General features: G+C 72.2%; 13 protein-coding genes. 5 read left to right on the top strand and 8 right to left on the bottom strand.

Annotated features, from left to right (window positions below):
* Genes ACFYZL_RS27440 through ACFYZL_RS27430 form a run of 3 tightly spaced genes read right to left on the bottom strand, consistent with a single transcriptional unit; the run spans window position 1 to window position 4,378 of the window.
* Window positions 1–1,599: an acyl-CoA carboxylase subunit beta gene (locus tag ACFYZL_RS27440; protein ID WP_388682618.1), complete on the bottom strand. Its 1,599-nt coding sequence runs from the start codon at window positions 1,597–1,599 to the stop codon at window positions 1–3.
* Entirely contained in the window at window positions 1,596–3,581 is a 1,986-nt protein-coding gene (locus ACFYZL_RS27435) for an acyclic terpene utilization AtuA family protein (RefSeq protein WP_388682616.1), read from the bottom strand. The genes ACFYZL_RS27440 and ACFYZL_RS27435 overlap by 4 nt, the downstream gene beginning before the upstream one ends.
* Window positions 3,578–4,378, bottom strand: a complete 801-nt coding sequence (locus ACFYZL_RS27430; protein ID WP_388682613.1) for a TIGR03084 family metal-binding protein — start codon at window positions 4,376–4,378, stop codon at window positions 3,578–3,580. Before ACFYZL_RS27430 ends, ACFYZL_RS27435 begins: the two co-directional genes overlap by 4 nt.
* A 319-nt stretch (window positions 4,379–4,697) precedes the next feature.
* On the opposite strand from ACFYZL_RS27430, the gene ACFYZL_RS27425 reads away from it, so the two are divergent.
* Window positions 4,698–6,356: a CocE/NonD family hydrolase gene (locus tag ACFYZL_RS27425; RefSeq protein ID WP_388682611.1), complete on the top strand. Its 1,659-nt coding sequence runs from the start codon at window positions 4,698–4,700 to the stop codon at window positions 6,354–6,356.
* 197 nt (window positions 6,357–6,553) lie between these two features.
* Complete coding sequence (locus tag ACFYZL_RS27420; RefSeq protein ID WP_384750704.1) at window positions 6,554–6,730, top strand: hypothetical protein; 177 nt, start codon at window positions 6,554–6,556, stop codon at window positions 6,728–6,730.
* Between the two features lie 15 nt (window positions 6,731–6,745).
* Here the strand turns inward: ACFYZL_RS27420 and hemB are convergent, their stop codons facing one another.
* Window positions 6,746–7,747: a porphobilinogen synthase gene (gene hemB / locus ACFYZL_RS27415; RefSeq protein ID WP_384750706.1), complete on the bottom strand. Its 1,002-nt coding sequence runs from the start codon at window positions 7,745–7,747 to the stop codon at window positions 6,746–6,748.
* Between the two features lie 2 nt (window positions 7,748–7,749).
* A complete protein-coding gene (locus tag ACFYZL_RS27410) occupies window positions 7,750–8,193 on the bottom strand; it encodes an ATP-binding protein (RefSeq protein ID WP_388682735.1) in 444 nt (147 codons plus the stop codon).
* Window positions 8,194–8,311: 118 nt separating this feature from the next.
* On the opposite strand from ACFYZL_RS27410, the gene ACFYZL_RS27405 reads away from it, so the two are divergent.
* The 3 genes from ACFYZL_RS27405 to ACFYZL_RS27395 are packed head-to-tail and all read left to right on the top strand — an operon-like array spanning window position 8,312 to window position 9,902.
* Complete coding sequence (locus ACFYZL_RS27405) at window positions 8,312–9,136, top strand: Scr1 family TA system antitoxin-like transcriptional regulator (protein WP_388682608.1); 825 nt, start codon at window positions 8,312–8,314, stop codon at window positions 9,134–9,136.
* Complete coding sequence (locus ACFYZL_RS27400; RefSeq protein ID WP_388682605.1) at window positions 9,133–9,378, top strand: DUF397 domain-containing protein; 246 nt, start codon at window positions 9,133–9,135, stop codon at window positions 9,376–9,378. Before ACFYZL_RS27405 ends, ACFYZL_RS27400 begins: the two co-directional genes overlap by 4 nt.
* Before the next feature lie 5 nt (window positions 9,379–9,383).
* Entirely contained in the window at window positions 9,384–9,902 is a 519-nt protein-coding gene (locus tag ACFYZL_RS27395) for an SMI1/KNR4 family protein (protein WP_388682602.1), read from the top strand.
* 4 nt (window positions 9,903–9,906) lie between these two features.
* Here the strand turns inward: ACFYZL_RS27395 and ACFYZL_RS27390 are convergent, their stop codons facing one another.
* From ACFYZL_RS27390 to ACFYZL_RS27380, 3 genes are read right to left on the bottom strand one after another with little or no spacing between them, the layout of a single operon-like run.
* Window positions 9,907–10,854 carry an alpha/beta fold hydrolase gene (locus tag ACFYZL_RS27390; protein WP_388682598.1) on the bottom strand — a complete coding sequence of 316 codons (948 nt, stop codon included), beginning with the start codon at window positions 10,852–10,854 and terminating at the stop codon, window positions 9,907–9,909.
* Between the two features lie 46 nt (window positions 10,855–10,900).
* On the bottom strand, window positions 10,901–11,260 hold the full coding sequence (locus ACFYZL_RS27385) for a hypothetical protein (protein ID WP_384750719.1): 360 nt from the start codon (window positions 11,258–11,260) through the stop codon (window positions 10,901–10,903).
* Between the two features lie 43 nt (window positions 11,261–11,303).
* A complete protein-coding gene (locus ACFYZL_RS27380; protein ID WP_388682595.1) occupies window positions 11,304–11,606 on the bottom strand; it encodes a hypothetical protein in 303 nt (100 codons plus the stop codon).
* Window positions 11,607–11,700 lie beyond the last annotated feature (94 nt).

Genomic DNA, 11,700 nt, shown 5'->3' with positions numbered 1-11,700 from the left:
TCACATCCGGAAGACGCCGAAGCCGCCGCGGGCGCCCTCGATCGGGGCGTTGTGCACGGCGGACAGGCACAGGCCGAGGACGGTGCGGGTGTCGCGCGGGTCGATGACTCCGTCGTCGTACAGCCGCCCGGACAGGAACATCGGAAGGGACTCGGACTCGATCTGCGCCTCCACGAAGGCGCGCATCCCGGCGTCGGCCTCCTCGTCGTAGGGCAGGCCCTTGGCGGCGGCGGACTGCCGGGACACGATGGACAGCACGCCGGCGAGCTGCTGGGGCCCCATGACGGCGGACTTGGCGCTCGGCCAGGCGAAGAGGAACCGGGGCTCGTAGGCCCGCCCGCACATGCCGTAGTGCCCGGCGCCGTAGGAAGCCCCGACGAGCACGGACAGGTGCGGCACGCGGGAGTTGGAGACCGCGTTGATCATCATCGAGCCGTGCTTGATGATGCCGCCCTGCTCGTACTCCTTGCCGACCATGTAGCCAGTGGTGTTGTGGAGGAAGAGGAGCGGGATGTCGCGCTGGTTGGCCAACTGGATGAACTGGGCGGTCTTCTGGGACTCGGCGCTGAACAGCACCCCCTGCGCGTTGGCGAGGATGCCGACCGGATAGCCGTGCAGGGTGGCCCAGCCGGTGACCAGGCTCGGCCCGTACAAGGGCTTGAACTCGTCGAAGTCGGACCCGTCGACGATCCGCGCGATGACCTCCCGCGGATCGAAGGGCGTCTTGAGGTCCTCCGGGACGATCCCGAGCAGCTCCTCCGGGTCGTACAGCGGCTCGGCCGCCGGCGCCGGATCGGGCCGCTCCTTGCGGTGGTTCAGCCGGGCGACGACACGGCGGGCCTGGCGGATCGCGTCCTGCTCGTCGAGGGCGTAGTAGTCGGCGAGGCCGGAGGTACGGGCGTGCATGTCGGCGCCGCCGAGCGACTCGTCGTCGCTCTCCTCGCCGGTGGCCATCTTCACCAGCGGCGGCCCGCCGAGGAACACCTTCGAACGGTCCTTGATCATGACGGTGTGGTCGGACATGCCGGGGATGTACGCGCCTCCGGCGGTCGAGTTCCCGAACACGACGGCGACGGTGGGGATCCCGGCGGCCGAGAGCCGGGTCAGATCGCGGAAGATCGCGCCGCCCGGGATGAAGATCTCCTTCTGGGAGGGGAGGTCGGCGCCGCCGGACTCGACGAGGCTGATGACGGGCAGCCGGTTCTGCAGGGCGATCTCGTTGGCCCGCAGCGCCTTCTTCAGCGTCCAGGGGTTGCTGGCCCCGCCGCGGACGGTCGGGTCGTTGGCGGTGACCAGGCATTCGACGCCCTCGACCGTGCCGATGCCGGTCACCATGGAGGCGCCGACGGGGTAGTCGCTTCCCCAGGCGGCGAGCGGGGACAGCTCCAGGAACGGCGTGTCCGGATCGAGGAGCAGCTCGATCCGCTCGCGCGCGAGCAGCTTGCCGCGGTCCTTGTGCCGGGCGGTGTACTTCTCGCCGCCGCCGGCGAGCGCCTTGGCGTGCTCGGCGTCTAGCGCGGCCAGCCGTTCGAGGGCCGCGGTACGGGCCTGCGCGTGCTCGGGGGCGTGGGGGTCGACGGTGGTACCGAGACGGGTCATGAGCCGGTCCCCTCCGGGGTGGGCAGCAGGTGTGTCGGAATGTCCAGGTGCCGGGCCCTCAGCCACTCGCCGAGGGCCTTGGCCTGGGGGTCGAAACGGTGCCCGGAGGCAACGCCGTCGCCGAGGATCCGCTCGATGGTGAAGTTCAGTGCGCGGAGGTTCGGCAGAACGTGCCGGGTGACGGGAAGGCCGGCGGCCTCGGGGAGCAGCCGGGCGAAGGTCTCGACGGTGAGGGTCCGCTCGACCCACTCCCAGGCGGCGTCGCCCTCCACCCACACCCCGACGTTGGCGTCGCCCCCCTTGTCCCCGCTCCGGGCCCCCGCCACTGCCCCGAGGGGCGCCCAGGTGGTCACTTCGGCGGGGACGCCGCCTGCTCCGGTCCCTGTGGGGCTCTCCCCCGCCCCGCCCCTTCCCGAACCGGGGCTCCGCCCCAGACCCCGCTCCTCAAACGCCGGAGGGGCTGGATTCGGGCTGCTGCCGTCCCCCACGTGCGGCTCGTCTACCCGAGGGGCAACCACAGCCCCGCCGGGGGCACATCCAGCCCCGCCGGCGTTTGAGGCGCGGGGGTCCGGGGGCGGAGCCCCCGCCGGGTCCGGGGCGGAGCCCCGGGACGGGGGGCCGGGGGCGGAGCCCCCGGTTTCGGGAAGGGGCGGGGTGGGGGAAGAGGCCCGCGCGGCGGACACCGGCAGACGGGTGCCGTCCGCCAGCACCGCCACGTGCGGCACCGAGCCGGCCGCGGCCACGGAGGAGGCGAACACCCCGTACGGCTGCGCGGCCCCCGGCGGAGCCGTGACGTGGAACCCCGGATAACTGCCGAGCGCCAGCTCGACCGCGGCGGACGTCAGCCCCCGCCCCACCCGCTCCGCCGAAGGATCCCGCACCACCAGCCTCAGCAACGCACTCGCCGTCTCCTCCGTCCCCGCGTCCTCGTGGTCCGTGCGGGACAGGGTCCAGGCCACCTCGGCCACCCCCGCCAGCGCCTCGGACAACTGCGCCCGCACCAACGCCGCCTTCGCCTCGATGTCCAGGCCGGTCAGGACGAACACCACCTCGTTGCGCCAGCCCCCGATCCGGGTCACGCCCACCTTCAGCGAGTCCGGCGGCGCCTCCCCCCGCACCTCGGAGATCCGCACGCGATCCGGCCCGTCCCCGCTCAGCCGGACCGTGTCCAGGCGGGCCGTGACGTCCGGGCCGAGGTACCGCACGCCCTGGGTCTCGTACAGCAGCTGCGCCGTGACCGTCCCGACCGAGACGACCCCGCCCGTGCCCGGGTGCTTGGTGATCACCGACGAGCCGTCCTCGGCGATCTCCGCCAGCGGGAACCCGGGCCGCCGCACGTCGTGCCCCGTGAAGAAGGAGTAGTTGCCGCCGGTGGCCTGCGTTCCGCACTCCAGGACGTGGCCCGCGACCACCGCCCCCGCCAGCCGGTCGTGGTCGTCGGGGGCCCAGTCGAACCACCAGGCCGCCGGACCGCTGACCAGCGCCGCGTCCGTGACCCGCCCGGTGACGACCACGTCCGCGCCCGCCCGCAGGCACGCGGTGATCCCACCACCGCCCAGATAGGCGTTCGCGGTCAACGCGCCCTCCGGACCCTCCCCGTACGGCATCAGGTCGTCGCCCTCGACATGGGCCACGGTCACCGGCACCCCCACCTTGGCCGCCAACCCCCTTACCGCCTCCGCGAGTCCGGCCGGATTGAGTCCGCCCGCGTTCGCGACGATCCGTACGCCCCGCTCGTGCGCGAGGCCGAGTCCCTCCTCCAGCTGGCGCAGGAAGGTCTTGGCGTAGCCGTGGTCCGGGTTCTTCAGCCGGTCCCGGCCGAGGATCAGCATGGTCAGCTCGGCCAGGTAGTCCCCGGTCAGCACGTCCAGCGGGCCGCCCGTCAGCATCTCCCGCAGCGCGTCGAAGCGGTCCCCGTAGAAACCGGAGGCGTTCCCGATCCGCAGCGGCCGGCGCACCGCAGCCCCCGGCGACCCGGTCATCGGGACGCCCCCGGCTCGCGCCCCGCCCCCGCCGGCCCCGCGAAGGCCTGGGCGATGTCCAGCCAGCGGTCCGCGTCAGGGCCCGTGGCCGTCAGGGCGAGGTCGGCGCGGTGCGCCCGCTGGGTCACCAGCAGGCAGAAGTCGAGCGCCGGGCCGGTGATCCGCTGCGCGGCGCCCTCGGGCCCGTACGACCACACCCCGGAGCCGTCCGGGGCCTCCAGCTCGACCCGGAACTCCTCGGTGGGCGCGGGCAGTCCCCGTACGGCGAAGGCGTAGTCGCGGGCCCGTACCCCGATCCGCGCCACGTGCCGCAGCCGCGCGGTCGGGGCGCGGCGCACGCCGAGCGCGTCCGCCACGTCCTGCCCGTGCGCCCAGGTCTCCATCAGCCGTGCGCTCGCCATGGAGGCGGCCTTCATCGGCGGCCCGTACCAGGGGAAACGGGTGTCCGGGGAGGCTGCGGCGAGCGCCTCGTCGAGGGCGGTGCGGGTGGCCCGCCAGCGGGCCAGCAGCTCGGCGGGCGGCAGCTTCGCGCCCTGCTCCGCACCCTCGTCGACGAAGGAGTCGGGGGCCTTCAACGCCTCCTCGACCATCTGCCCGAAGGCGGCGGCGTCGGTGAGGGAGAGCAGCGCGGCCCGGTCGGTCCAGTGCAGGTGGGCGATCTGGTGGCCGATGCTCCAGCCGGGCGCGGGCGTGGGTCGCGCCCAGTCCCGCTCGTTCAACTCCCCTACCAGGGCGTCGAGTTCACGGCTCTCCTCGCGCAGGTCGGCGTAGACGGCGGCGGCGGACGGATCGGGCACGGCGTGCTCCCCTCTCGGCGTGAGGGAAGACTGGCAGCCCCGAACAAAACAATCAAGCACGCTTGCATGTTTTGTTGGAAAGCCTTCGCGAGCCGACGGATTCCCGCCGGCCGCCCCAACCCCCGTCAGGGAACGGCACGTTGCCGACCGGGCGCGGAGACCGTGGGCCGGGGGACGATTCAGGCCGGAATCCGGAAACTAGCGATACGTCACCGGATGTCCCGTCGATACTGGGCGTTCCGCTCCGGGCCCGGGCGCGCGCACACGTTCATGTACTCGCCGGCATTCGCTGCCGCCCGACGAAGAGGACGTACCCGCCGTGACCCCACCCGCCCAATCCCCCGGACTGCCCGACGCCGCCGACAACGCCGACACCCCCGCCTCCCTCTACCCCGAGCTCGACGCCGCCGCCCTCGCCGCCTTCGTCGCAGCCCTGGAGACCGGCGACGTCACCGGCCTTCCCCCCGCCCGCGCCGCCGAGGTCGCCGAGGCCCGCTCCGTCGCCGTCTTCACCCGCACCAAGGTGACCGGCGCCGACGGCGACCTCCTCGACGCCGGGATGTGGCGGCACACCGGCAGTCTGCCGCGCCCGCTGATCGTGATGCCGTCCCCGTGGACGAACCACGGCTGGATCCTCTACGCCGTCCAGGCCACCCTCTTCGCGGCCCGCGGCTACAACGTCCTCGCCTACACCACCCGCGGCTTCTCCTCCTCCGAAGGCCGCGTCGAAGTGGCCGGCCCCCTCGACGTCGCCGACGGCAGCCGCGCCCTGGACCACCTCATCGAGCGCACGACCGGCCCCGTGACGAAGATCGGCTTCCTCGGCGACTCGTACGGCTCCGGCATCAGCCAGCTCGTCGCCGCCCACGACACCCGCGTCGGCGCCGTCGTCGCGCTCAGCACCTGGGGCGACCTCGGCGAGGCGTTCTACGAGAACTCCACCCGCCACGTCGCCGCCGTACGGGCCCTGCTCGGCGCGGCCGCGAAGGCGCGGCTGAGCCCGCAGACCCGGAGCGTCTTCGACAACGTCCTCGCCAACCGGGACATCGAGGGCACCCTGCGCTGGGCCGAGCAGCGCTCGCCCCTCACCCACATCAAGGAGCTCAACCGCCGCCAGGTGCCCGTCCTCTTCGCGCACGCCTGGCACGAGACGCTCTTCCCCACCAACCAGACCCTGAAGACGTTCAACGAACTCACCGGCCCCAAACGCCTCGTCCTGTCCATCGGCGACCACTCCGGGCCCGAGATGACGGGCATGGTCGGCCTCCCCAACCGGATCTGGACGGACGCCCACCGCTGGTTCGACCACCACCTCAGGGACATCGAGAACGGCATCGCCGACGAGGGCCAGGTGATCAGCGAGGTCATGTGGAGCAAGACGCTCGAACCGCGCCCCACCTGGCACTCCCTCACCGAGCGGGTCCACCGGCTGCACCTGGCGGGCAGCGGGGAACTCGCCGAGGAACCGGAGGCCGGCTGGACGGCGACCGTACTGTGCGGGATCGACACCCCCGCCACCGTCGCCGACAAGGTCGTCGAGTCCGGATACGCGGAGATCGCCGGGCGCCCGAAGGTCTACCCGACCGGGACCATCGACCGTTCCGTCGCCGCCGTCTGGGCCTCGGAACCCGCCCGCGAGACCACCCGGCTGCGCGGCACCCCGCGCCTGCGCGTGACGTACCGGGCCCCGAACCCGGGCTCCACCTTCATCGCGTACCTGCTCGACACGGCCCCGGACGGCACGGGCCACATCGTCACCCACGCCCCCTACACCGACCTCGGCTCGGCGCCCGACAGCCTGGTCAGCGCGGACATCGACCTCCAGGCCACGGCGTACGACGTACCGCGCGGGCACCGCCTGCTGCTGGTGATCGACGCCCGCGACCCCTTCTACGGGGACGCGAACCTGCCGCGGGCGACCCTCGCCTTCACCTCACCCGAGGCGACCCCGTCGTACCTGGACCTGCCGCTCGGCTAGGAACGCGCGTAGCGCCGCGTACGCCGTCCGGCCGGACCCCCGTGACCGGCCGGACGGCGTACGGATTCAGGGACGCGTGCCGACCCGCTTCGGTTTCACGACCGGCTCGTGAATTCCACGCCAAGGTCGGGCCGTTCGGCGACCGGCCGCGCGTGAACCCTTCCGTCCGCCGGGGCACCCCTGAGATGCTCCCGGCCATGAAGACGAAGAGCGCCCTCCTCGCCGCCCTCAGCGCCCTCGCCCTGGCGGCGGTCCTGGCCGTGGCGAGCGGGTGGGGCCAGGACTTCCCGGACGGGGAGAAGGCCCCCGCGAAGTCCTCCGCCACGTCCGCCTCCGGCTGGGGCCCGGACTATCCGGCGGCGGCCCGCCTCTGAGACGACCCCGAGGCGTCAGCGCTCGGCGCGCAGCCACTGGGCGACCTCGGTCGCCCAGTACGTGAGGATCGTGTCCGCGCCGGCCCGCTTGATGCCGAGGAGGGTCTCCATGATCGCCCGGTCCCGCTCGATCCAGCCCTTCTCCGCCGCCGCCTCGATCATCGCGAACTCGCCGCTGATCTGGTACGCCGCGACCGGCACGTCCACGGACTCCGCGACCCGGTAGAGGATGTCGAGGTAGGGACCGGCCGGCTTGACCATCACCATGTCGGCGCCCTCCTCCAGGTCGAGGGCCAGCTCCCGCAGGGACTCGCGGGCGTTGGCCGGGTCCTGCTGGTAGGTCTTGCGGTCGCCCTGGAGGCTCGACGCGACGGCCTCGCGGAACGGTCCGTAGAAGGCGGAGGAGTACTTCGCCGTGTACGCGAGGATCGAGACGTCCTCGTGCCCGGTCTCGTCGAGCGCGTCGCGGATCACGCCGACCTGGCCGTCCATCATTCCGCTGGGGCCCACCACGTGGACGCCCGCGTCGGCCTGGACCTGCGCCATCTCGGCGTACCGCTCCAGCGTCGCGTCGTTGTCGACGCGGCCGTTCTCGTCGAGGACCCCGCAGTGGCCGTGGTCGGTGTACTCGTCCAGACACAGGTCGGACATGATCACGAGATCGTCCCCGACCTCGGCCTTCACGTCGCGGATGGCGACCTGGAGGATCCCGTCCGGCTCGGTGCCGGCCGTGCCGAGCGCGTCCTTGTTCTCGTCCGCCGGAACGCCGAAGAGCATGATCCCCGCGACGCCCGCCTCGACCGCCTCCACGGCCGCCTTCCGCAGCGTGTCCCGCGTGTGCTGGACGACGCCCGGCATCGCCGAGATCGGCAGCGGCTCGGAGATCCCCTCCCGTACGAAGGCCGGGAGGATCAGGTCGGAGGGGTGCAGCCGGTACTCGGCGACCATGCGCCGCATGGCAGGGGTCGTACGCAGCCGGCGGGGCCGCGAGCCGGGGAAGGATCCGTACGCGCTCATCTTCAGTCGCCTCTTCGAGCTTCGACAGCAGTCGGGTCAAGCGTAGGCCCCGTGTCCGTGGCGAACTCGCACCACACCACCTTCCCCGGCACCCGCATCCCGACCCCCCACCGGTCGGCCACCGCCGCCACCAGCAGCAACCCCCGCCCACCCTCGGCCCCGGTGTCCCGACCCTCGATCCGCGGCCGCCCGCCGCCGCTGTCGTGCACCTCGACCCGTACGACCCCTTCGAAGCGCAGCATCCGCAGCCGGTACCCGCGGCCGGGCGGCACGCCGTGCAGCAGGGCGTTGGTCGCGAGCTCGCTCACGCAGAGCAACACGTCGTCGTGGCGGGGTGTGACACCCCACGCGTGAAGTGTCATACGTGCGAACTCCCTGGCAGAAGCGACGCTTTGACGGCTGCGGGGGTAGAAACGCTCGCGCAGCAGGGCGGGTTGGATTTCCACGTTCACGGGACGATGGTTGCCGTGCGTGACTAGCCTCTTGCAGTACGGAGACCCGTACCCGGCGATCAGTACGGGTTGGTACGGGTAGTTCGCCTACTCGGGCGGGGAGTTCACGTTCATGCCACCACGCAAGAGGACACGTCCCAACGGCACGGCGATGAAGATGGTCGGAGAGATGGTCGCCGTCGCCCGGACCGCCAAGGGGCTCACGCAGAAGGAACTTGGCAAGCTGGTGGGGCTCACGGAGGAGAGCATCGCCTCCATCGAGCAGGGACGACGGCCGCTGATGCCTGACGTGGCGGAGGTGATGGACCGGGAACTCGGACTGCCTGGCATCCTGGCCGTCGCTGCCCACAAGATGCCCCAGATCGACGTGGTCCCTCCCTGGGCAGAGCCACTGATCAACCTGGAGCAGCGGGCTCAGGCCGTCTCCTCGTACGAGAATCAGGTCGTACCGGGCCTTCTCCAGACCCAGGCCTACGCCGAAGCCGTCTTCCAGAGCCGCATACCTCTCTACTCTGCGGACGACCTGGCCGCGCAGACGGCCGCCCGCCTCGATCGCCAGTCGGCCCTGCACCGGCCCCAGCCCATGCTGGCGAGCTTTGTGATCTGGGGGCCGGTCCTCCGATGCCCGCTCGGCGGCCGCGATGTGCTGGATGAACAGCTCCGCCACCTCTTGACCTGCTCTCGCCTGCCAGGCGTCACCATTCAGGTACTCCCCCTCGCGCGAACCACCCATCCAGCCCTCGACGGCCCGTTCGTCCTGCTGGAAACGGAGGAACACGAGCACATCGCGTACGTCGAGAGCCAACGCGGCAGCCTGGTCGTCTCCCATCTCGATGAGGTCAGCATCCTTGCCCAGAGGTATGCCATGCTGCGGACACAGGCCCTCAACCCCGAGGAAACCAGGGACCTGTTGGACCAGTTGCTAGGAGATCCATGAGCACCCCACTCGCGTGGTTCAAGTCCAGCTACAGCGGCAGCGACGGCGGCAACTGCCTCGAAGCCGCCATCACCTGGCAGAAGTCCTCGTACAGCAACGGCGTAGAAGACGCCTGCGTCGAGGTCGCCACCTGCCCCGCCGACCAAGTCCACGTCCGGGACTCCAAGGTCGCCGACGGTCCGAACCTCACCCTCACCCCCACCGCCTGGGCCGGTCTCACCGCCTGGGTCAGCACCCAGTAGCCCCGGTGGCAACGCTCCCCGACATAACCGCCCTCCTCGGCGAACCCCGGTTCAACTGGACCGACCCGACCCCCTGGCTCGCCCTGGAACAGGAACTCGGCACCACCTTCCCCGCCGACTTCCGCGAGATCGTCGACGCCTACGGCTCGGTCATGGTCAACAACCAGCTGTACCTGAACCACCCCGCCCCGCACCTCCTCCACAACCTGGGGAAGGACATCCGGCTCGACCTGGACCTCTGGCGCCAGGAGGACATGGTCGAGTACCTCCCGAGCCCGGTCGGCGGGAACCCCGGGGAGCTCCTCCCCGTCGCCTCGGCCACCACCGGCGAGGCGGTCTTCCTCCGCGTCCCCGACGGGCCGGACGGCCCCTGGCGCACCGTCGTCCAGGAGTTCGACAGCCCCGCCTGGACCCTGTACGAGATGACGTTCGGCGAGTGGCTGCTGGCCTACCTCAAGGGCCGTGACGTCACCCTCTGCTCCCGCAACTGGACCCCCGACGGCCCGTACTACGAGTTCCTCTGAGGGGCTACCGGGCACGGGCCCGGTCCACGACCTCGCGGATCGCGTCCGCGACCAGCCGCGGCTGCTCGACCGCGATCCCGTGGCCGCTGTCGGTGCGGGTGACGTGCCGCGCGTGGAGTTCGTCCGCCAGCCGCCGCTGCGCGGCGAGCCACGCAGGCCAGGTCGACCCGGTCGTCCCGACCTTCAGGTCCCACGGGTGGTCGGACGTCAGGACCACCGCCGGTACGGACGCCCTCGGCGGTGGGGCGGCGCGGAATTCGGCGACGGAGGCCGTGTAGTCGGGCACCTCCCGTCCCTTCTCCTTCCCCTCCCCCTTCGCCATCGCCCTGACCGCGCGCGTCCAGTCCGCCCACTGCTCGGGGGTCAGGGTGTCGCGCAGGTGCGGCGAGGCGCCGTCGACGGTGACCAGGCCGGCGGCCTCCGCCGGGTGGGTGCGCGCGTACAGGCCCGTGATCATCGCTCCCCACGAGGCGCCGACCAGCACGTACGGGCCCTTCTCACCGGCGGCGGAGAGCACCGCCCCCAGGTCGTCCGCGCCGTCCCGCGCCGAGGTCGGCTGCGGCACCGGGGTCGAGGTGGTGGGGGTGTCGTCGGCCCGGGTCGTGCCGGGCCGGTCGTAGGCGCACACCCGGGTGTACCCGGCGACCCTCGGCAGCACCGCCGACGCGCTCGGCCTGAGCTCCAGGGTTCCCGCCGGGGCGCCGGGGGCGGCGGGCGCGGCCACGTGCGTCCACTCGTCCGCCGCGCCTCCCGTGCCGGACACCAGCACCACGGTCGGGGAGCCGGACCCTCTGCATTCCAGATGGACGACCCGCCCTCCCGGGAGGGAAACCGTGCGCCCGCCGGTATCGCCCGCCACCGCCGCCGGAGCGGCGCACACGACGGCAGCGACGGCCGCGACGACCGCCAGGGCCGTCCTCCGCCGGGCCGGGGAGCGCCGCTCGATGCGCATGGATCCAGTATCCGTCGGGCCTCCGTCACCAGCCCTTCGCGAACCCCTACGGCAGGTCCAGCAGCGCCCAGAACACCACGGTGCCCAGCACCACCACCGCCGGCGCGGCGACCGCGAGCCCGACGCGCCGGGCGGCGTTGGCCTTGCGCCAGGGCAGGGCCCAGCACCACACCAGCAGTGCCAGAACAACCACGAACCCCGCCATGAGCACCAGCCAGGCGATCCGGAAGCTCGCGTCGAAGTCGTGGGCGGCCTGTCCGTTGCAGGAGTCGCACGCCATCGGCGAGATCCCCGCGAAGAACAGCGACACCAGGCCCAGCGGCAGCGTCAGCAGGGTGGAGACCAGCGGGGCGATGAAAGCCCGGGAGTCCCGGTCGGGGTCGAGGTTCGGAGCGAGATCGGTCATGGGGACACTCAACCTGGCCGGCCCCGTCCCCGGATCCGCTCGGCTACTCAGATCCCGCCTGGGTAGCGTTGCCCGGCTCCTCCAGTACGACGCTGACTCCGCGCTCGCGCAGGAACTCCACGAGCACCTCGAAGTACGAGCGGCGGGGGTCGTGGTCCACGATGTGCCCGGCCAGGGCCTCCCGGGCGACGTCGGCCCGGTGCCAGACGAGGGTGAACGGGGGGACGACCAAGGGCCCGCCGCTCAGGTGGTCCTGCACCGAATCGAGGCCGTTGCCGTAATGCGCCCCGGGGCCGAGGATCGCCTCGCAAACAGGGGTGAGTCGGGCAGCACGTGCGGACCCCACCAGGCCTCCACCTTCACACCGGCGCCGACGACGATGTCCACGCGCCCCGGATCACCGGACGTCGGCCGGTGGGCGAGGACGACGGCATCGGTCA

The organism is Streptomyces sp. NPDC001717, from assembly GCF_042892775.1.
Lineage (GTDB): Bacteria > Actinomycetota > Actinomycetes > Streptomycetales > Streptomycetaceae > Streptomyces.
The sequence above is the reverse complement of the archived record's forward strand: the minus strand, read 5'-3'. Positions and strand labels throughout refer to the sequence as shown.

What these genes read in the sequence shown, in the direction of transcription:
- ACFYZL_RS27390 (WP_388682598.1), bottom strand. Translation starts at nt 10,854, where the DNA reads ATGCGCATCGAGCGGCGCTCCCCGGCCCGGCGGAGGACGGCCCTGGCG.
- ACFYZL_RS27420 (WP_384750704.1), top strand. Translation starts at nt 6,554, where the DNA reads ATGAAGACGAAGAGCGCCCTCCTCGCCGCCCTCAGCGCCCTCGCCCTG.
- ACFYZL_RS27400 (WP_388682605.1), top strand. Translation starts at nt 9,133, where the DNA reads ATGAGCACCCCACTCGCGTGGTTCAAGTCCAGCTACAGCGGCAGCGAC.
- ACFYZL_RS27440 (WP_388682618.1), bottom strand. Translation starts at nt 1,599, where the DNA reads ATGACCCGTCTCGGTACCACCGTCGACCCCCACGCCCCCGAGCACGCG.
- hemB (WP_384750706.1), bottom strand. Translation starts at nt 7,747, where the DNA reads ATGAGCGCGTACGGATCCTTCCCCGGCTCGCGGCCCCGCCGGCTGCGT.
- ACFYZL_RS27385 (WP_384750719.1), bottom strand. Translation starts at nt 11,260, where the DNA reads ATGACCGATCTCGCTCCGAACCTCGACCCCGACCGGGACTCCCGGGCT.
- ACFYZL_RS27435 (WP_388682616.1), bottom strand. Translation starts at nt 3,581, where the DNA reads ATGACCGGGTCGCCGGGGGCTGCGGTGCGCCGGCCGCTGCGGATCGGG.
- ACFYZL_RS27405 (WP_388682608.1), top strand. Translation starts at nt 8,312, where the DNA reads ATGCCACCACGCAAGAGGACACGTCCCAACGGCACGGCGATGAAGATG.